The sequence below is a fragment of the Streptodolium elevatio genome (assembly GCF_053592165.1).
The window spans coordinates 110,206-128,497 of record NZ_JBSFVE010000003.1 but is presented as its reverse complement, the minus strand read 5'-3'; the positions used below and the strand labels follow the sequence as shown (position 1 = coordinate 128,497).

Here is an 18,292-nt window from a genome sequence, read left to right as displayed (position 1 = left end):
CGCTGTGCCGGTTCGCGGGCGCGCGCAAGTAGCGGACGTACCTGTGCGTACGTCCGCTCGAAGAACTCTGCCGAACCGCTGCGCCGAACTCTCGGGCCGGGGGCTGTGGCTTCGCCCCGGTCGGAGGGTGCTCCCTTTGGAGGGGAGCCGACCGGGGCGGGGCGTCAGCGCGGCGGCTTCTTGCCGGTGATACCCATGAAGACGAGCGTGGACAGTGCGGGACGCACGTCCTTCATCTTGATCTTCCAGGTCTCGAAGCCCTTCTGGTGGCCGGAGACGGCCGCCAGCATGGCGACGAGCGTGCCGGCCATGGCGTTCGGAGCGACCTCGTCGCCCGTCTTGCCCTTGGCCTGGACCTCTTCGATGGCCTCGGTGAGGCCGGTGGTCACCGCGGTGAGGATGGACTGCCGGACCTTGTAGAACCGCTTGTCGCCCTCGGCGGACGCCAGGTCCACGACGCGGAGGATCGGCTCGTACTCCCGCCAGAACTCCAGGAAGCCGTCGACCAGGGCCTCGGCGGCGGCGTACCCGCCCTTGCCGGTCCAGCCCTGGTCCTCGGTCAGCGCCTTGAGGCGCTGGCCGTCCTTGGCCATGTCGTTCGCGATCTCGAGGATCGCGCTCTCGACGTCCTGGAAGTACTGGTAGAAGGTGGCCGGCGAGGTGCCTGCCATCCGGGCGACGTCGATGACCTTGACGTCCCGGTACGGCGACGTGTCGAGCATCTCGCGCAGGCAGTCCAGCAATTTCTGCCGGGTCGCCTGGCCGCGTCGCCCGGCGACGCGGCCGTCGACGGTGCGAACTTGTCCTGTCATGCCGTCAGTTTACGGGCGCATGATCGGACTCGCTGTTCGCGGCGCGGAGGTAGGCGGGCATTTCTCCGCCGCCGTGCAGCAGGATTTCTGCTCCGCTGACGTATCCGGCCATCGGCGACGCGAGGAAAAGACAGGCATCTGCCACGTCGTCAGGTTCAGCCATTCGGCCGAGCGGAATCGTCGCACCGACCGCCGCGATGCCCTCGTCGTCGCCGTAGTGCAGGTGGGCCTGCTCGGTCCTGACCAGGCCGACGATGATCGAGTTCATCCGGATCTTCGGGGCCCATTCGACCGCGAGCGTTTTGGTCAGCGAGTTCATGCCCGCTTTGGCCGCGCCATAGGCGGCGGTTCCGGGGGAGGGGCGCACGCCGCTCACACTGCTGATATTGACGATCGAGCCGCCGCCCGGCGCACCGTTCAATCCGGCCTGAGTCACCATCAGGCGGTGTGCCGCCTGGGCGAAATAGAGCGGGCCGAGCAGGTTCAGCTCGATGATCGCCTTCGAGAAGCGCGGCGAGGCGGTGGCGGCGTCCGTGAAGGGCGCGCCGCCCGCGTTGTTGACGAGCACGTCGAGGCGGCCGAACCGCTCCTCGATGAACGCGACGGTCGCGAACGCGGTGTCGGGGTCGCGCACGTCGGCCGGGTGGTACACCGCGGTACGCCCGCCCGCGCTCGGCAGTTCCTCCGGCTCGGACCGCGAGCAGACCACCACGTCGGCGCCCGCCGTCAGGAAGCGCTCGGTGATGGCCTTCCCGATGCCTTTGCCGCCCCCGGTCACGAGGACGACACGACCGGTGAGGTCCAGGGGGTTGGCGGCTGATGTCATGGCGGTCTCCCACAACGGAATGAGGCGGAATGAAGGTGGAGCGGGGTGTCGTCGGCCACGGCCGCCCCGTCTGGCGCGGTCCGTCGAGAGTCAACTATGGTGGCAGAAATCTGACGATCAGTCAGATCGGATGGTGATGTACCACACTCTGGGTAGTCGGACTCCCCGGCGAACCAGGACAGACCGGACATGATGCCTCGTCAGGGGCAGCCGGTACAGGTGCCGTCACCTCCGGTCGGACAACGCGGCCGAATGGATCCGATTGCCATGGCTATCCGCTACGAGGTGCGCGAAGGCATCGCCGAGGTGGTGCTCGACGCACCCCCGGTCAACGCCCTCGACGTCGCCGGCTGGTTCGAGCTCGCCGACAAGATGCGCGCCGCGAGCCGCGACCCGCAGGTGCGGGCCGTCGTGCTCCGCGCCGAAGGACGCGGCTTCAACGCCGGCGTCGACATCAAGGAGATGCAGAACACCACCGGCCACGATGCGCTCGTCGGCGCCAACAAGGGCTGCTACGAGGCGTTCGCCGCGGTCTACGACTGCGAGGTCCCGGTCATCGCGGCCGTGCACGGCTTCTGCGTCGGCGGCGGCATCGGCCTGGTCGGCAACGCGGACATCATCGTCGCGAGCCACGACGCGTTCTTCGGCCTCCCCGAGGTCGACCGCGGCGCGCTCGGTGCGGCCACCCACCTGGCCCGCCTGGTGCCGCAGCACCGCATGCGGCAGATGGTGTACACGAGCGAGAACGCCCCGGCGTCCGAGCTGCACGCGTACGGCTCGGTCTACAAGCTGGTCGACCGCGACAAGCTCGTGGAGACCGCCTTCGAGGTGGCGCGCAACATCGCCGCGAAGTCCCCGACGGTCATCCGCGCCGCGAAGGCCTCGCTCAACGGCATCGACCCGGTCGACGTGAAGCGCTCGTACCGCTACGAGCAGGGCTTCACCTTCGAACTGAACCTGACCGGCGTCTCCGACGAACTGCGCGACGCGTTCGTCGAGGGCCGCGACGCGGACACCACGAAGTAGGGGAGAGGAAAACCCACGTGGCTGACAAGCGCATGACGCCCGACGAGGTCGTCGCCCAGCTCTCCGACGGCATGACCGTCGGCATCGGCGGCTGGGGCTCGCGGCGCAAGCCGATGGCCCTGGTCCGCGCCATCCTGCGGTCCGACCTCAAGGACCTCACGATCGTCTCGTACGGCGGTCCGGACGTCGGCCTGCTCGCGCGCGCCGGCAAGGCCAAGAAGCTCGTGTACGCCTTCGTGTCGCTCGACTCGATCCCGCTGGAGCCCAACTTCCGCCACGTGCGCGAGAACGGGCTCGTGGAGGCCGTCGAGTACGACGAGGGCATGTTCCTCAGCGGCCTGCGCGCCGCCGCGTACCGCCTGCCGTTCCTGCCCACCCGCGCGGGCCTGGGTTCGGACATCCTCAAGGTCTCGCCGCACCTGAAGACCGTCGCGTCCCCCTACGAGGACGGCGAGGAACTGGTCGCGATGCCCGCCCTGAACCTCGACGTCGCGCTCGTGCACGCCAACGTCGCGGACGAGAAGGGCAACGCCGCGCTGACCGGGCCGGACCAGTTCATGGACGACCTGTTCTGCCTGGCCGCCGAGAAGGCGTACGTCTCCGCCGAGCGCGTCGTCCCCAGCGAGGACCTGCTCAAGGAGGCCGGCTGCTTCCACACGCTGGTCCTGCACCGCTACATGACCGCCGGCGTCGTCGAGACCCCCAACGGCGCGCACTTCACCGAGTGCCCGCCGGAGTACGGCCGCGACGAGGCGTTCCAGAAGGCGTACGTCACCGCGGCGGGCGACCCCGAGCAGTGGGCCGCGTTCGAGGAGCGCTTCCTCAAGGTCGCCGACGAGGCCGCGTACCAGGCCGAGGTCGCGAAGTTCCGTGAGGCTGCGTTGATTGCGAAAGAGGGTGCGAAGTGACGGACACGCTGACCGACATCACGCGCGCGGACATCTGCGTCGTCGCGGTCGCCGAGTGCTTCCGCGGCGACGGCGAGATCATCGGCTCGCCGATGGGCACCGTCCCGACGATCGGCGCCCGCCTCGCCCGCGCGACCTTCGAGCCCGACCTCGTGCTCTCCAACGGCGAGTCGCTGTTCTTCGAGGGCACCCACCGACTCGGCGCCAGGCCCGACGAGTTCGCGGCCGTCGGCTGGATCCCGTACCGCCAGGTCCTCGACGTGCTCGCCTCCGGGCGCCGCCACGTCATGATGGGCCCGGTGCAGATCGACGCGCACGGCAACGCCAACATCTCGGCGATCGGCGACTGGTCCAAGCCCAAGCGCCAGGTGCTGGGTTCGCGCGGCGGGCCGGGCAACACGATCAACCACACCACGAGCTACTGGATCCCCAAGCACTCCGCACGCGTGCTGACGGCGGCCGTCGACATGGTGTCGTGCATCGGGTACGACCGGGCCGCCCAGGTCGGCAAGGCCGCGCGCTTCCACGAGGTGCGGCGCGTCGTCACCAACCTCGGCGTCCTCGACTTCGAGTCGGTGGACGGCGCCCCGGCCACCATGCGCCTCGCGTCGGTGCACCCGGGGGCCACGGTCGACGAGATCGTCGCCAACACCGGCTTCGAGCTGATCGTCCCGGCCGACGTCCCCGAGACGCGCCTGCCGAGCGACGACGAACTGCGCCTGATCCGCGAGGTCATCGACCCGCGCGGCATGCGCCTGCGCGAGGTCCCGGCATGACCGCGCTGCACCCCGCGCTGAAGAACGGGTTCACCGAGAAGTTCGGCGTCCGCTACCCGATCGTGCAGACGGGCATGGGGTACGTGTCGTACCCCAAGCTCGTCGCGGCCACCGCCGAGGCGGGCGGACTGGGCATCCTGGCGTCGGCGACGATGACGTACGACGAACTCGTCGCCGCCATCGCGCAGGTCAAGAAGGCCACGGACAAGCCGTTCGCGGTCAACCTGCGGGCCGACTCGCCGGATGCCGCCGACCGCATCGAACTGATGGGCCGCGAGGGCATCAAGGTCGCGTCGTTCGCGCAGGCGCCCAAGAAGGACCTCATCAAGCGCGCGCACGACCTCGGCATGCTGGTGGTGCCGTCGATCGGTGCCAAGCGGCACGCGCAGAAGGTCGCCGAGTGGGGCGTCGACGGCGTCATCGTGCAGGGCGGCGAGGGTGGCGGCCACACCGGCTCCATCCCGACCACGCTGCTGCTGCCGCAGGTCACCGACGTGCTCAAGGGCACCGACGTCACCGTCATCGCGGCCGGCGGCTTCTTCGACGGACGGGGCCTGGTCGCGGCCCTGGCCTACGGCGCGGACGCCATCGCCATGGGTACGCGCTTCCTGCTGACCAGCGACAGCCCGGTGGGCCTCGCGGTCAAGGAGGTCTACCTCGCGACGGACGTCAACGGGACGGTCGTGTCGAAGGAGGTCGACGGCGTACCGCACCGCGTGCTGGCGACCGACTTCGTGAAGCGGCTGGAACAGCGCTCGGTCGTCGCCCGCTACCCGCGGGCGATCTCCAACGCGCTGAAGTTCCAGAAGCTTTCGCGCACGCCGCTGAAGGACATGGTCCGCGAGGGCCTGGCCATGAAGAAGTCCCAGGGCCTGTCGTGGCCGCAGGTGCTCATGGCCGCCAACACCCCGATGCTGCTCAAGGCGGCGATGGTGGACGGGCGTCCCGACCTCGGCGTCATGGCCTCCGGCCAGGTCGTCGGCGTCATCGAGGACCTGCCGAGCTGCCAGGAGCTCATCGAGCGCATCACCGTGCAGGCGAGCGAGATCCTGCGCGAGCTGGAGGGCTGAACGCGCACAACTTTGCGCGCATGACGAGGGCCCGTACCGACCCCGGTACGGGCCCTCGCCGCTGCGCGCGCTACGTCACTTCTTCTTGGCCGCGGTCTTGGTCGCAGTCTTGGCCGCGGTTTTGGCGGTCGCGGTCTTCTTCGCCGACGCCTTCTCGGTCGCGGTCTTCTTCGTCGCGGCCGTCTTGGTCCCCGTCTTCTTCGGGGCCGCCGCCCCCTTGGCCCCCGCGGCCTCCTTGGCGGCTTTCTTCGCCTCCTGCTTGGTCGCGCGTACCTTCTCCAGCGACTCGGGCCCGGTGATGTCCGCGACCGAGCGGAAGGAGCCCTGCTCTCCGTAGGCGCCGGCCGCCTCGCGCCAGCCCTTCGGCGCCACGCCGTACTGCTTGCCGAGCAGCGCCGTGAAGATCTGCGCCTTCTGCTTTCCGTAGCCCGGCAGTTCGCTCAGCCGCGTGAACAGCTCGGCACCGCTCTTGACGTCCTTCCACACCGCCGCCGCGTCGCCGTCGTAGTGGTCCACCAGGTATTGGCAGAGCTGCTGCACGCGCTTGGCCATCGACCCGGGATAGCGGTGCACGGCCGGCTTCTCCGACATCAGCGCCGCGAACGCCTCCGGCTCGTACGCCGCGATGTCGTGCGCGTCCAGGTCGTCCGCATTCATCCGCCGCGCGAGCGTATACGGCCCGGCGAAGGCCCACTCCATCGGGATCTGCTGGTCGAGCAGCATCCCCACCAACGCGGCCAGCGGACTGCGCGCCAGCAACGCGTCGGCCTCGGGCTCCTGGGCAAGACGGATCGTCGTGGTCATCCCCCCATTTTCCCGACACCCCCTGTTCCCCGCTACGCGACGCGCTGCCTCCCGCGTCCGGGGTCGGCACCGCGGCGGTGAGCCCTGACGGCGGTCGCCCTCGCCGCGGGGCGACCGTCGTCAGGGGCCGGGAGACTCAGGAGATCGGACGGACCCAGGTCTGAGTCCCGGTGCACCAACTTCGGGGCGATCGGCGGGCGCTGGCCCGTGTCGGGAGCAAACCGGGCGAGATATGGCGAGAGCTTTGAGAGGGTCGCAGGGATCACACGAGTCCGTCGAACGCTGCGAAAGGGAACCCCGTGCCCCGTGCCGTGACCTTGATCCGTTCCGCGTCCCTGTCCGGAGTCGCCGAGTACGCCTACGCCGCCACCGCCCCGGCCGGGGCCCGCCTGATCTTCCTGGCCGGCTCGTGTCCGCTGAACGAGGACGGGTCGACGGCGGCGGTCGGCGATTTCGCCGGGCAGGCCGCCAAGTGCATCGAGAACCTGCACACCGCGCTGGGCGACGCGGCGGCGGTGCTCGAAGACGTCATCAGCACGCGCGTACTGGTGGCCTCTTCACGCCAGGAGGACTTGGTGGCGGCCTGGGAGGTCGTCCGGGACGCCTTCGGCGACCACGACGTCCCGAGCACGCTCATGGGCGTCACCGTGCTCGGCTATCAGGACCAGTTGGTGGAGGTCGAGGCCGTGGCCGCCGTGCTCGACTGACCGTCGCCGCGGGTCGTCAGGGTCGTACGGCGACCGCGTCGACCTCGAAGAGCATGTCGGGAAGGGCGAGGGCGGCGACGCCGAGGAGGGTCTGCGTCGGGGGAGTGTCGCCCCAGATGCGGGAGATGACCTCCAGGAGTGCGGTCAGCTTGGACTCGTCGTGGCCGACGATGTACGTCCGCAACTGCACGACATGGCTGAAGTCGAGCCCTTCCGATGCGAGCGCGCGCCCGATGTTGTCGAAGGACTGGGCGACCTGCGCGGCGAAGTCGTCCGACACGACGTGCCCTTCGACGTCGGACGCGTACTGCCCGGCGACGAAGACCAGGTCCGCGGCGGGCGCGCTCGCGACGTGGCTGTAGCCGTAGCCGACCGGGTTGTGGAGGCTGCTCGGGTTGCTGATGGTGTGGGTCACTTCGGGCTCCTGGGTTCGGGATCAGCGGTTCGGGAACTTGATCACTTTTCTATTCTGGATATTAGACATCCAGAATAAGAAAGTGCAAGCACGCAAAAGCCCCCGCCGGGGCGGGGGCGTGACGTGTTGTTCGGGGTGGCGGCGGTGTTCAGCTGCAACTGCTTCCGCCACCGCAGCTACTGCTGCTGCATGAGCTTCCGCAGCTGGAACTGCCTACGTCGACGGCGGTGGAGCTGCACGAGCTGCCGGACCCGCTCGATCGGGTGGGGGAGTACGCCGGGGCCTTCGTCCGGTATACGCCTGCCGACCTGCGCTCCTCCTCGAACCCGAGCGTCGCGAACCGGGTTGCGAGCAAACGCTCGCAGTGCTCGTCGAGTCGGCGGTGGATGCCGAGTCCCCGGTAGCGGGGGAACATTCGGGAGGCGGTGATCGGCAGGGCGATCAGGCCGGCGATCGTCGCGGCCGTCCAGTAGAAGACCGCCTCGGCCCGGTAGTCGGCGGCGGTGCCGGTCGCGTGGACGACGGCGCTGACGGCCGCCGCGATCGGGATCAGGTACGCGGCGGTCATCGCCGGGCCGCGCACGCCACCGCGGGTGACCGCCTTCAGTTCCGGGAACGACTCCCTGAGGTCCGGGCGCAGTTCGCGGACGCCGCTGCACGTCGGGTCGTCCATGATCTCGTGCAGTTTTCGGCCTGACGGGTGCCGCCGCAGGAAGTCGAGGATCGCGGCCTGCGCGGGATCGTCGACTTCAGGGCGCTGCCGGGTGATCGACGCCACCGTCGCGCGGATGCGTCCGTCGCGCGCGACGTCCACGTAGCCGGCTTCGAGCAGCAGCCACACCGCGACCTCGGTGCCGTTGGTCCGCGTGAACTCCGTGGCCTGGTACAGCGAGATGTCGTGGGTGAGCACCCGGTCGACGATCTCGGAATCGCGTGCGTCGCGCTTGCGCCGGGTGTGGAACAGCGCGGCGGCGACGGCGACCGTGACCGCCGTCCACGCAGCCGTTCCGATGAGGATCTGCTCGGTCCACCAGGGCATGGTGCCCCTCCCTTGCGGTCGTCCTTGCCGCACGCTTCCTTGTCTCTGAAGCCAAGGATCCCAAGGGACTTGCTCCTCGTCAGAGGGAGGTCCCTCGACCCAGGCGGACGGCGAGGACGGCAACCCAGACGAGCAGCAGCGGCAGGGAGAGCATGGCGGCCGCGCCGAGCGACGGGGCGAGCAGCAGGTAGCCGACGCCGGAGGCCGTGATGGTCGCGGCAGTGGCGTACGCGACCCAGCGCTGCCAGGTCTTGGCCAGGAGCGGCGCGGTCAGCGTCGCGACGGCGGCGAACGCGAACATCTTCACGCCGTCGACACGGAGCGCGAGGTTGAACAGGCCGCCCGCGCGCTCGGGGTCGCTCGCGGCTGTCGCGGCCTGCTCAAGGACGAGTTGGCCGAACGCGAGGGCGGCGGCGGTTGCGGCGGTCCACCCGGCGAGGCGGCGGCCGTGGGCAAGAAGGGCCATCGCGACGACGGCGACAGCGGCGGCGGCGATGCCGTGGGTGAGGACGGACTGCGCGATTGCGACGGGGCCGTTGTCGGCGTACGCGGCGGCGACCGCGGCGTTGTCGTCGCCCAACTCGGGGGTCTTGCCCCAGCTGACGGCGAGGGCGGCGACCCAGGCAGCGGCGTGGGTGTATCCGGCCGTGACGGTCGGCAGGGCGATGCGCGAACGACGGCTGACGGCGGCGGTGTTGGTGGCCATGGTCGATCCTCTGCGGCTTGGCGGCTAACGGCGTTAGCTTGATGTCACAAGCATGAGGCTAACGCCGTTAGCCGTCAAGTGGTGGCGAGTGGAAACTCGACCCATGCCGTCTTCGTACGCAGGGTCGTGGTCCAGCCGGAGGCGACGCCCAGCGCCGCGATGAGCAGGAGTCCGCGGCCGCCTTCGTCGTCGGGGGCGGGGGAGGGAATGCGGTTGGGCGGCGGGTTTGCCGGCTCGTCGTCGGTGACCTCGATGCGGAGGCGGTCCCCGTGGAGCGTGAGGGTGACGTTGACGAGGACGGCGTACGCGTGGGTGACCGCATTGGTGACGAGTTCGCTGACGCAGAGGCAGGCGTCCTCGCGGAGGTGGGGGAGTGCCCAGGTGTCGAGCGTGTGTGCGACGAACTTCCGTGCGGCGGGTACGGATTCGGCCACGGGGAGGAAGTGGGCCCGGTCGAGCAGGGGTGGCGTGGGCTGGCGCTGGGGCACGACGGGTCCTCCGGTGCGATCACTGAATGTGTCCGAATCGCTACCAAGGTTGGAGGGGCGGACCTAGGCTCGGGCAGGGGGCTGCCCTTGACACCTGGTTAGTGGGGAGGGGTGGTCGGACATGCCACCTAAGGAACTGGACGGGTCGGCCTCGGCGCTGGCGTTCTTCGGCGCGGAGCTGCGCTACTGGCGCGAGCGGGCAGGGCTGTCGCAGGACGCGCTGGCGGCGAAGTTGTATTGCTCGCCGTCTCTGGTGGCCTACATCGAGCAGGCACTGCGTGCGCCGAGCTTGGAGCTTGCGACGCGCGCCGACGAAATTCTGGGGACCAGCGGCGAGTTCGCGCGAATGTGGCCGCTTGTGCGGCGCAGCGGGTTCGCAGCCTTCTTCGAGGAGATCGCACGGCTGGAACGGATGGCGAAGGAACTGAGTTACTTCGCGACCATGGTGGTCCCCGGTCTTTTGCAGACGCCCGAATACGCGCGTGCGGTGGTCCGCGCAGGTCAGCCGGACAGGGAGGAGGACTTCGTCGAAGCGGCGGTAGAGGCCCGAATGGCGCGGCAGACGGTCCTGCGTGCCGAAGTCAGACCCGCTGTCTGGTTCGTCATCGACGAAGCGGTGTTGCTGCGTGGCTTCGCGGGTCGCGAGGTGATGATGGAGCAGCTCCGACACATCCTCGACGTGTCGCGGCTTCCAAAGGTCTGCGTCCAGATCCTGCGACTGCGTGGTGAACCGAGCCCTGGTGTCGACGGCTTCAGCCAGCTGATGCGGTTCGAGGACGGTCCAGACATCTCGTACGTCGAAGGTATGGCGGGCGGGCACGCCATCGTTGATCCTGAGCGCGTGGCACAGTGCGTGCGGAAGTTCGAGCTCTTGCGCGCGGTAGCGGCGTCACCGGAAGAATCGCGCAAGATCATTCGAGACGTGTTGGAGGCCATGTGAGTCCGGTTTGGCGGAAGTCCTCGTACAGCAGCAGCGATGGTGGGGAGTGTGTCGAGGTGGCTACCTGGCGTAAGTCGAGCTACAGCAACAACGAAGGCGGCATGTGTGTCGAGGTCGCCCCGATTGCCGACACCCTCACCGGGGTTCGCGACAGCAAGGTCCCCGACTCGCCGCACCTCGAATTCCCGGCGGCGCGGTGGGCCGCGTTCGTTTCCGCGAGCAGCCGATGACGACGTTCTTCCGCGAAGACCTCCTCGCCGACCGCGTCGCCCTCGTCACCGGTGGGGCCACCGGGCTCGGCCTCGAAATCGCCCGTACGCTCGGCCGCCACGGAGCCAAGGTCGCCATCTGCTCCCGCAAGGAGGACAACCTCCGCCCGGCCGTCAAGGAACTGCTCTCCCAGGGCATCGACGCGCGCTACGGCGTCTGCGACGTCCGCGACATGACCCAGGTGCAGCGCGTCGTCGCCGAAACCCTCGACGCCTACGGCCGCCTGGACATCGTCGTCAACAACGCCGCGGGCAACTTCCCGGCCCCGCTCACCGGCCTCAGCCCCAACGGCTTCAAGGCAGTCGTCGACATCGACCTGCTCGGCACCTTCAACGTCTCGCGCGCGTGCTACGACGCGTACCTCGCCGACCACGGCGGCACCATCGTCAACATTTCCGCCACCATCCAGTACACCGGCATGGCGATGCAGGCCCATGTCGCCTCCGCGAAGGCCGGCGTCGACGCCCTCTCCCGTACCTGCGCCATCGAGTGGGGCAAGGACGGCGTACGCGTCAACGTCGTCGCCCCCGGCAGCATGACCGGGACCGAGGGCTACAGCCGCGTCACCGCCGTGACCGGCACCCGGACCCACAGCCCCCTCGGCCGGCCCGGCACCCGACACGAAGTCGCCGACGCGGTCCTCTTCCTCGCCTCCGACGCCGCCTCCTACATCACCGGCGCCACCCTCGCGGTCGACGGCGGTTCTTACCTGTCCCGGTAGCGTCCGGCGGGGCCCGCGCCGCAGGACACGCTTGCGTGAACTTCGGCCTGAACCTGTCCACTTCTGCTACTCGCTCGCCTACGATGCGGCGGCATAGGCTTGCCGGTAGAACGTTGTTCGCACAGCGTTGGCCATGGACGGTGGATCATGCCCGCCCCCGTACGACACCTCACCGCACGAATCCTGCCCCGCTGGCGGCTGCCCGCCGTCGACCACCACACTCTCGCCTTGCGCGCCGTGTTTTTCCTCGGCGTGTGCGTGCTGTGCTGGCCGGTGCAGGCGTACGGCCTCAACAGCACGTTCCTCGAAGGCGGGATGGCCGAGGGAGTCCTCGTCGCCGCGCCGCTGCTGTTCCAACTCGCGCTGCTGCGCTACTACGTCCTGCGGCACCTGCACCCGCGCCCGTGGCGCGTTTTGGTGCCCGGGGCGCTCGGCGGCGTGCTCCTGCTTGCGTCGGCACTCCAGGCGTACGACCTCTACATGTACGCCTTCGGCAAGGACGGCACCGTGACCGTCGTCGAGGAGCGCACGCGCGAAGTGACGCGCGGGGCCGACCCCAAGACCACCTGTCTGGTCGAACTCCCGGACGGGGAACGCGAGGAGCTTCGCGGCTCCGACCCGTGCCCCGGCCCGCCGGGTGAGCGCTTCCTCGCCGTCTACGACCCCGCCAACCGCGTGGCGCCGAGCCTGGGCACCGTCGCGGCACTCGACCCCGGTGCCGCGATGGGCCTCGGCGCGGGCGGCATGGCGGTCATGGCCGTGACCGTCGCGGTGGTCGTACGCCGCACCGAGGACGAGGAGCCCGCCGGCCTGGAGCGCGCCTCGTCCTGACGGCGGCGTGCCGCGTTGAATGCCGTCCGAGGCCATTCCGGCGTGTCCGGACCGGGCCGTACGATCACCGGCCATGGCACAGGCTGAGCACGGCGGATATCGGAAGTTCCTCGGCGGATTCGCCCGAGCGCTGATCGCGGAGGACGACATCTGGCAGGTCCGGACGTCGGCGGACGGGCGCTGGCTGGTAGGCCGCGCCGACGACGGGCGCAGTGCGGTGGTGGCCCTCGTCGACGCGGGTTCGCTGGACGCGACGGTCACGGTCGAGGACGTCGAGCAGACGGCCGCCTTGGCCGCCCGGGTGGGAGCGACCGCCGACGACGGGCAGCCCGCGACGTTCCTCTGCTCACGCCGCAAGCCCGCCGGAGCCGCCGTTCAGGCGGCGTACCTGCGGAACATCCGTATCCTGAACGTTCGTTCCACCGGCGCGGACAGTTGGGGGCACGACGTGGCCATCGTGTCCCGACAGGAGTTTCGGCAGGCGCCTGACGCTCCCGTCCTCGATGAGGGGCAGTGGCAGGCCATCCACGACGGCAGCCACAGCGTGGTCTTTCTCGACAGCCGACAGAATCCGATCGCCACCCTCCCCGGCTTGCGCGCCGAACTCGCCTGGCATGAGGAGGCGGAGACATCGTCCCGGGGGAGTGCCTGGGGAATCGGGCGTTTCACGATGCCTCCGGGAACGCTGATGACCGTCGCGGACCAGCCGGCAATACCCGTCACCGGTGTGATCTTCAACTTCCACAAGGAGATGCGTCTGCTGCGGGCGGCGAGCGAGGAAGCCGCCTTCGCCGCCCTCGCGGCCAACTGGCTCTGGGCCTGACCGCAGCCCCACCTGCCGCACTTGCGCACCTGATCCAGCACCTGACGGAGGCTCGGGGCGGGGCCGGGTGCGTTGCGCTCAGCCCTGCCCCGAGAAGTCCGGCACCGCCACCGGCCGCGAACCGGCCGCCAGGGACTCGGCGCCCGCGACGCCGACGAGCGACGCGGCGACGGCCGGGCGTACCGGCACCAGCGGCGCAGCGCCGTCCTCGACGGTGGCGCGGAACCCCTGGAGCAGGCGTACGGTCCCCTCGGCCTTGCGTTCGATCTCGGCACCGCCCACCAGCAGGCGCGGCGGGACGAGTTCGGCGTCGTGGACGGCGGCGTCGGGGGAGGCCCAGGGCTCGCGGCGGACGCGTACCGACCAGGCGCGGTCGCCCCCGGCGCGGACCGACTCGGCGAGTGCGCGGGTGCCGCGTACCGACACCCAGCTCCAGTGGCTGTCGGGTTCGCCTTGCAGGAAGCCGTGCCGGGTGATCGCGAGGGCGCCGGTGGACAGGCGTACGGCCATCACCACGGCCGCGCGCGGGTCCGCGTCGTCCGCATGGAAGGCGGTCACCTCGACCGGCCACGCCTCGGTGAGCGCGAGGACCGGCGACAGGGTGTGCGTGCAGTACGCGGTCGGCGCGATCCGGCCGCGCCAGTGCCCGGGGTCGCCGATCAGCGCGGCGACTGTCTCCGGAGCCATGGCATGCAGGTAGTCGGCCTCGATGAGGCTGATGCGGCCGAGGTGCCCCGCGCGGATCGTCTCGTGCAGCAGGCGGACGTGCGGGTGCACCACGTAGTTCTCGGCGAACGAGTAGGTGGCGGACGACTGTTCGGCTGCTTCGACGAGGTCCTTGGCCTCCTGGGCGCTCGTGCACGCGGCCGACTCGGACAGCACGTGCACGCCGCGCGCGAGGAATTCGACGGCGAGCGGCGCGTGCGCGTCGAAGTCGTTGGCCAGCACCACGCCGTCGAGCCCTTGGCCGAGCAGGTCGCGCCAGTCGGTGGTCAGTGCCGCGGCCGGGAGCGCGTCGGCCGCCGCCGCGAGGGCCGTCGGGTCGCGGTCGCACGCCGCGGCCACGTCCATTCCGAGCCTTCGGCACCATTCGCCGAGGTGGAGACCCATTCGCAAGCCGATGATCCCGATGCGCATCGCCTCAGGCTGCACCACGGCGGCGGCGCGGGCCAAACGGAATTCAGGCCGGGACCCAGCCCTCGGCGGCGAAGTCCGCTTCGGCCCCGTCGATGATCGCGGTCAGCGGCGTACCGTCCATCCACTGCGCGAGGAGGTCGCGGTCGACGACCACGATGCCCTGGGAGAGCGCGAGTTCGAGCGCCGGTTCGGTGAAGCGGGTGGACGCGGCGAAGAGGGCGACGTCCGCCCCGTGGACAGGGCGTGCGGTGCCGACGAAGCGCTGCATGTCGGGGCTGCCGACGCCGCGGTCGGCCGCGTAGCGCTTGCACTGGACCACGAGCAGCCGGCCGTCGGGCAGGTGGGCGGTGACGTCGGCGCCGAGATCGCCGGCGCCGCCGTCGATGCGTACCTCGATGCAGCCGTCGCGCAGGCACAGTGCCCCGACGTGGCGCTCGAACTCGGGGCCGTCCATGAGGTCCACGTCCGTCAGCGAAGGGGGCACGACGGCTGGTTCCGGCGCCGCTTCCAGGATGGGGTCCACCGCCGGGTCCAGCTCCGGGTCCAGCGCGGGGTCCAGAGCGGGGTCGGAGAGCAGGCCCCGGCGTACGGTGCGACGTATCGACGAGACGCCCACCGCCAGCACGACCACCGCACCCGTGATGGCGGCGACTCCGGCCAGCACCCGCCAGGCGCGGAAGTAGGTGGCGGCACTTGCCGCGATGAGGAAGGCGACGGTGAGTTGCCCGTACAGCCGGGCGAGTCGGGGGCTCGGCAGCGACGATCCGCGCGCCCGCCTCGCCTGCCTTGCTTGTCGCGTGTGGCTCGCCTGCCCTGACCGCCTCGTCCGCCTGGCGCGCCGCCAACCCGCCGAACCACCCTGCACATGATGTGTGTTGCTCATGCCCACCCACCCCCTGCACGCGATCCGCCGCCACCTGGCGCTGTTGCGCACATTGCCCGGCAAGATCGACTTCAAGCGCGGGAGTGGTGGAAGTGAGCGGAGTGACGGGCGTGATGGACGTCAGGAATGTCGTTGTCGGGCGGCGACGCTCGGCTCAGACGGCGTCGAGCGCGGGGGCGATGACGGCGAACGCCCGGTCGGTCAACGCGCGGGCGTCGTCCGCGCCGTCGCTGTCGCTCCAGCGGTGCAGAACGGCGTCGAAGGCGGTGACGGCCATGCCCGCGGCCAGGCGCGGGTAGAGGTCGGTGTCCGCGTCGAGGCCCAGGCGGTGGGCCAGTTCGGCGGTCAGTTCCTCGCGCCACTGCGCCTGGCGTTCCAGGAACCGTGCGTGCAGTGCGGGCGTACGCAGAATCAACTGCACCACGGCCAGCGCCCGGTCGGACTGCTCGCCGCAGGCCGCGACGGGAACCAGCACCGCGTGCCGCAGCGCGACCGACGGCGGCTCGTCGGCCGGCCTCGCCGCCAGTTCGTCGCGGATCCCGGCGCCCAGGTCGGCGAGGAACTGTACGACCACGTCCTCCTTCGACGCGAAGTAGCGGAAGAACGTCCGCTTCGACACGCCCGCCGCGGCCACGATCTCGTCGACCGTGACCGCGTCGAACCCCTTGCCTGCCAGTAGTTGCAGTGCGGCCTCGGTCAGTTCGTCGGAGACGAGTCGGCGCTTGCGTTCGGCCATGGTCACTTCGGGGCGGGAACTCACTCCGGCATGGTACCGCAATGCCATGGATGGCACTCAGATGCAGATTGACACCGAGTGACATGCGAGGCATCTTGTGTCGCATGCCGAATGAACGCTGGACCTCCGATCACATCCCGGACCAGACCGGCCGGGTGTTCGTCGTCACCGGGGCCAACAGCGGCCTGGGGCTCGCGAGTGCCAGGGCGCTGGCCCGCAAGGGCGGGCACGTCGTCCTCGCCGTCCGGGACGAGGCCAAGGGCCGTGCCGCGGCGGCCGACATCACCGCGGAACACCCGCACGCCTCCGTCGAGGTCCGCCCCCTCGACCTCGCCGATCTCGACTCGGTCCGCGCCTTCGCCGACCGGCTCCGCGCCGAGCGTCGGGCGGTAGACGTGCTCCTCAACAACGCGGGTGTCATGGCGCCGCCGCGTACGCTCAGCGCCCAGGGCCACGAACTCCAGTTCGCCGCAAACCACCTCGGGCACTTCGCGCTGACCGGTCTGCTGCTCGGACTGATGGCCGGTGCGGCGGATCCGCGCGTGGTGACGGTGAGTTCGGTCAACCACCGCAAGGCCCGCATGTACTTCGACGACATAGCCGGCGAGCGGAGCTACTCGCCCATGGGGTTCTACAACCAGTCGAAGCTGGCCAACGCCGTATTCGGTCGAGAGCTTCATCTGCGGCTGGCCGCGGCCGGGAGCCCGGTGCGGAGCGTCCTCGCCCACCCGGGCTACACCGCCACGAACCTCCAGATGAACGGCACGGTCGGTCTGTGGCGCGTGCTCCTCGGCCGCATCGGCAATCCGCTGCTGGCCCAGAGCCCTGCCCGAGGTGCCCTGCCGCAGCTCTACGCGGCCACCGAACCGAACGTCGCGAGCGGTGACTTCATCGGACCCGACGGCCCGGCCGAACTGCGCGGCGCGCCGAAGCGGGTGGAACTGTCCCGCGACGCGGCCGACCCCGACACCGCGCGGCGCCTGTGGGAGCTGTCCGAGCACGCCACCGGCGTACGCTTCGCCCTCCCCGCTCCCGTCGCCCCGTAGCGCTTGCCCGCCCGCTCTCGGCACCGCCCGTCGCCTCATGGGACAGCCCACTGCCTCTTAGCGCCGCGCGACCCAACCTGATCATGGTCAACCTGGTCATCGACCGGTCCCGCCGGGCGGCGCGCTGGCACCGGGCGTTGCCGCGGCTGGTGACGGCGTCCGACGTACGCGACGCCTCGGGTGAGGTGTGTGAGCGCGTGACCCTCGCCGCGTCACTTGCGCTGCTGCGGCCTCGGCAGCGGGCCTGCGTCGTCATGCACTACAACGGCAACCGGCACAGCCCGAATCTCGAGCTCGGGCCCGTACGCGCGGGTGGTCGCGGCCGCGTGGGAGGCGTGCCGGGGCGGTGGGCGTGTGGCCCTGTCCGCCCCGGCGCTTCCCTTCCCCCCGGTCTCGTTCCCCGTTCCCCCGCCCCCCGCGAGCTGCGGCTCAGACCTCCAAGTCGTTCTCGATGGAGCGCAGTTGGTGGCGTGCCATGGCGAGGTTCGCGCGGTTCTTGTCGAGCGCGAGGTAGAGGAACAGCCCGACCTTGCCGCGGCCCTTGAGAAGGCGGATCAGGTGGTACTGGGTGCCGAGGGTGATCAGGATGTCCTCGATCTCGTCCTTCAGGCCCAGCATTTCCATGGTCCTGGCCTTGGCCCGTACGACGTCGGTGTTGCCGGCCGCGGCGACCGACAGGTCGAGGTCCTTGCCGCCGCCCAGCGTGCCCAGTGCCATGCCGCTGTTGTAGTCGACGAGGGCGACGCCGATGGTGCCCTCGATCGTGGTCATCGCTTCCTTGAGTGCGCTTTCGGTGTTCGCGTTCGCAGCCATCGTGTTCGGCTTCCCTCTCCTGGACGGTGTCGATCGTGGTGACGTCATGTGTGGTGGCTCCTGGTTTTGCCGGTACCGCCGTCTCGGGCGGGGCCGCGGCGGGGGAGTCATCCGCCGGGTTCCCGGGCGGCCCACGCCTCCGCGACGAGTTCGGCGATCCGGGCTCCGGAGATCCGGGATTCGAGGTGCAGGCGGCCCACGTTGGTACGCGGCTCCGCCAGCACGGTCAGCACCGCGGACGGACCCGCCGCGTACGTCGCGACGTAGCCGTCCTCGCCGCGCACCAGCAGTTCGCGGAAACCGCCGCGCCCGGTGGCGTCGGCCAGACGGATCGCCACCGCCAGCGACGCCGCGGTGAGCGCGGCGACCCCCTCCGCCTCGGGGCCCGCCGCGTCCTGGGCGATGACGAACCCGTCCGTGCTGGCCGCCACCGCCCCGGTCACCTGCGGCAGTCGGGCGCGCAACCGCCGGATCTCTTCGAGGACTTCGGCTTCCGCCGCCGGCACTTTCGTCTT

The 18,292-nt window shown here is 70.2% G+C and carries 23 protein-coding genes; 11 read left to right on the top strand and 12 right to left on the bottom strand.

Annotated elements, in window-relative coordinates:
• Positions 1-164: 164 nt before the first annotated feature.
• Positions 165-812, bottom strand: a complete 648-nt coding sequence (locus tag ACWD12_RS08155; protein WP_358357842.1) for a TetR/AcrR family transcriptional regulator — start codon at positions 810-812, stop codon at positions 165-167.
• Between the two features lie 4 nt (positions 813-816).
• Positions 817-1,638 (bottom strand): SDR family oxidoreductase, encoded by an 822-nt coding sequence (locus ACWD12_RS08150; protein ID WP_450098852.1) that lies wholly within the window; start codon positions 1,636-1,638, stop codon positions 817-819.
• 267 nt (positions 1,639-1,905) lie between these two features.
• Here ACWD12_RS08150 and ACWD12_RS08145 point away from each other — a divergent pair, with 267 nt between their 5' ends.
• Genes ACWD12_RS08145 through ACWD12_RS08130 form a run of 4 tightly spaced genes read left to right on the top strand, consistent with a single transcriptional unit; the run spans position 1,906 to position 5,418 of the window.
• Complete coding sequence (locus ACWD12_RS08145; protein ID WP_358357848.1) at positions 1,906-2,664, top strand: enoyl-CoA hydratase family protein; 759 nt, start codon at positions 1,906-1,908, stop codon at positions 2,662-2,664.
• A gap of 17 nt (positions 2,665-2,681) precedes the next feature.
• On the top strand, positions 2,682-3,572 hold the full coding sequence (locus ACWD12_RS08140) for a CoA transferase subunit A (protein ID WP_358357851.1): 891 nt from the start codon (positions 2,682-2,684) through the stop codon (positions 3,570-3,572).
• Positions 3,569-4,348, top strand: a complete 780-nt coding sequence (locus ACWD12_RS08135) for a CoA-transferase subunit beta (protein ID WP_450098851.1) — start codon at positions 3,569-3,571, stop codon at positions 4,346-4,348. The genes ACWD12_RS08140 and ACWD12_RS08135 overlap by 4 nt, the downstream gene beginning before the upstream one ends.
• Complete coding sequence (locus ACWD12_RS08130) at positions 4,345-5,418, top strand: NAD(P)H-dependent flavin oxidoreductase (RefSeq protein ID WP_358357856.1); 1,074 nt, start codon at positions 4,345-4,347, stop codon at positions 5,416-5,418. The genes ACWD12_RS08135 and ACWD12_RS08130 overlap by 4 nt, the downstream gene beginning before the upstream one ends.
• Positions 5,419-5,493: 75 nt before the next feature.
• Here ACWD12_RS08130 and ACWD12_RS08125 read toward each other — a convergent pair whose 3' ends face one another.
• Positions 5,494-6,222: an HhH-GPD-type base excision DNA repair protein gene (locus tag ACWD12_RS08125; protein ID WP_435839114.1), complete on the bottom strand. Its 729-nt coding sequence runs from the start codon at positions 6,220-6,222 to the stop codon at positions 5,494-5,496.
• A 299-nt stretch (positions 6,223-6,521) separates the two neighbouring features.
• On the opposite strand from ACWD12_RS08125, the gene ACWD12_RS08120 reads away from it, so the two are divergent.
• The gene (locus ACWD12_RS08120) at positions 6,522-6,929 is read left to right on the top strand and encodes a RidA family protein (protein ID WP_450098850.1); all 408 of its coding nucleotides are present in this window, start codon (positions 6,522-6,524) and stop codon (positions 6,927-6,929) included.
• Positions 6,930-6,945: 16 nt separating this feature from the next.
• Here the strand turns inward: ACWD12_RS08120 and ACWD12_RS08115 are convergent, their stop codons facing one another.
• The 4 genes from ACWD12_RS08115 to ACWD12_RS08100 all read right to left on the bottom strand — a co-directional run bounded on the left by ACWD12_RS08115 (position 6,946) and on the right by ACWD12_RS08100 (position 9,577).
• Positions 6,946-7,344, bottom strand: a complete 399-nt coding sequence (locus ACWD12_RS08115) for a RidA family protein (RefSeq protein ID WP_358357860.1) — start codon at positions 7,342-7,344, stop codon at positions 6,946-6,948.
• Between the two features lie 148 nt (positions 7,345-7,492).
• A complete protein-coding gene (locus ACWD12_RS08110; protein WP_450098849.1) occupies positions 7,493-8,383 on the bottom strand; it encodes a hypothetical protein in 891 nt (296 codons plus the stop codon).
• 79 nt (positions 8,384-8,462) lie between these two features.
• On the bottom strand, positions 8,463-9,089 hold the full coding sequence (locus tag ACWD12_RS08105; RefSeq protein ID WP_450098848.1) for a hypothetical protein: 627 nt from the start codon (positions 9,087-9,089) through the stop codon (positions 8,463-8,465).
• A gap of 74 nt (positions 9,090-9,163) precedes the next feature.
• A complete protein-coding gene (locus tag ACWD12_RS08100; protein WP_450098847.1) occupies positions 9,164-9,577 on the bottom strand; it encodes an ATP-binding protein in 414 nt (137 codons plus the stop codon).
• 121 nt (positions 9,578-9,698) lie between these two features.
• On the opposite strand from ACWD12_RS08100, the gene ACWD12_RS08095 reads away from it, so the two are divergent.
• The 5 genes from ACWD12_RS08095 to ACWD12_RS08075 all read left to right on the top strand — a co-directional run bounded on the left by ACWD12_RS08095 (position 9,699) and on the right by ACWD12_RS08075 (position 13,162).
• A complete protein-coding gene (locus ACWD12_RS08095; protein ID WP_450098846.1) occupies positions 9,699-10,517 on the top strand; it encodes a helix-turn-helix domain-containing protein in 819 nt (272 codons plus the stop codon).
• Positions 10,427-10,747: a DUF397 domain-containing protein gene (locus tag ACWD12_RS08090; RefSeq protein ID WP_450098845.1), complete on the top strand. Its 321-nt coding sequence runs from the start codon at positions 10,427-10,429 to the stop codon at positions 10,745-10,747. The genes ACWD12_RS08095 and ACWD12_RS08090 overlap by 91 nt, the downstream gene beginning before the upstream one ends.
• Positions 10,744-11,508: an SDR family oxidoreductase gene (locus tag ACWD12_RS08085; protein WP_450098844.1), complete on the top strand. Its 765-nt coding sequence runs from the start codon at positions 10,744-10,746 to the stop codon at positions 11,506-11,508. Before ACWD12_RS08090 ends, ACWD12_RS08085 begins: the two co-directional genes overlap by 4 nt.
• A 147-nt stretch (positions 11,509-11,655) precedes the next feature.
• Positions 11,656-12,339: a hypothetical protein gene (locus ACWD12_RS08080; RefSeq protein WP_450098843.1), complete on the top strand. Its 684-nt coding sequence runs from the start codon at positions 11,656-11,658 to the stop codon at positions 12,337-12,339.
• 73 nt (positions 12,340-12,412) lie between these two features.
• On the top strand, positions 12,413-13,162 hold the full coding sequence (locus ACWD12_RS08075; protein ID WP_450098842.1) for a hypothetical protein: 750 nt from the start codon (positions 12,413-12,415) through the stop codon (positions 13,160-13,162).
• 78 nt (positions 13,163-13,240) lie between these two features.
• Here the strand turns inward: ACWD12_RS08075 and ACWD12_RS08070 are convergent, their stop codons facing one another.
• The 3 genes from ACWD12_RS08070 to ACWD12_RS08060 form a co-directional block, all read right to left on the bottom strand.
• Positions 13,241-14,299 (bottom strand): Gfo/Idh/MocA family protein, encoded by a 1,059-nt coding sequence (locus tag ACWD12_RS08070; RefSeq protein ID WP_450098841.1) that lies wholly within the window; start codon positions 14,297-14,299, stop codon positions 13,241-13,243.
• A gap of 43 nt (positions 14,300-14,342) precedes the next feature.
• The gene (locus ACWD12_RS08065; RefSeq protein WP_450098840.1) at positions 14,343-15,182 is read right to left on the bottom strand and encodes a restriction endonuclease; all 840 of its coding nucleotides are present in this window, start codon (positions 15,180-15,182) and stop codon (positions 14,343-14,345) included.
• 154 nt (positions 15,183-15,336) lie between these two features.
• Entirely contained in the window at positions 15,337-15,966 is a 630-nt protein-coding gene (locus ACWD12_RS08060; protein WP_358357886.1) for a TetR family transcriptional regulator, read from the bottom strand.
• Between the two features lie 56 nt (positions 15,967-16,022).
• On the opposite strand from ACWD12_RS08060, the gene ACWD12_RS08055 reads away from it, so the two are divergent.
• Complete coding sequence (locus tag ACWD12_RS08055) at positions 16,023-16,964, top strand: oxidoreductase (protein WP_450098839.1); 942 nt, start codon at positions 16,023-16,025, stop codon at positions 16,962-16,964.
• A gap of 429 nt (positions 16,965-17,393) precedes the next feature.
• On the opposite strand, the gene ACWD12_RS08050 is transcribed toward ACWD12_RS08055, so the two are convergent.
• Both ACWD12_RS08050 and ACWD12_RS08045 read right to left on the bottom strand, forming a co-directional pair.
• Positions 17,394-17,777: a hypothetical protein gene (locus ACWD12_RS08050; RefSeq protein ID WP_358357897.1), complete on the bottom strand. Its 384-nt coding sequence runs from the start codon at positions 17,775-17,777 to the stop codon at positions 17,394-17,396.
• Positions 17,778-17,884: 107 nt separating this feature from the next.
• A complete protein-coding gene (locus ACWD12_RS08045; RefSeq protein WP_435839115.1) occupies positions 17,885-18,283 on the bottom strand; it encodes a roadblock/LC7 domain-containing protein in 399 nt (132 codons plus the stop codon).
• Positions 18,284-18,292 lie beyond the last annotated feature (9 nt).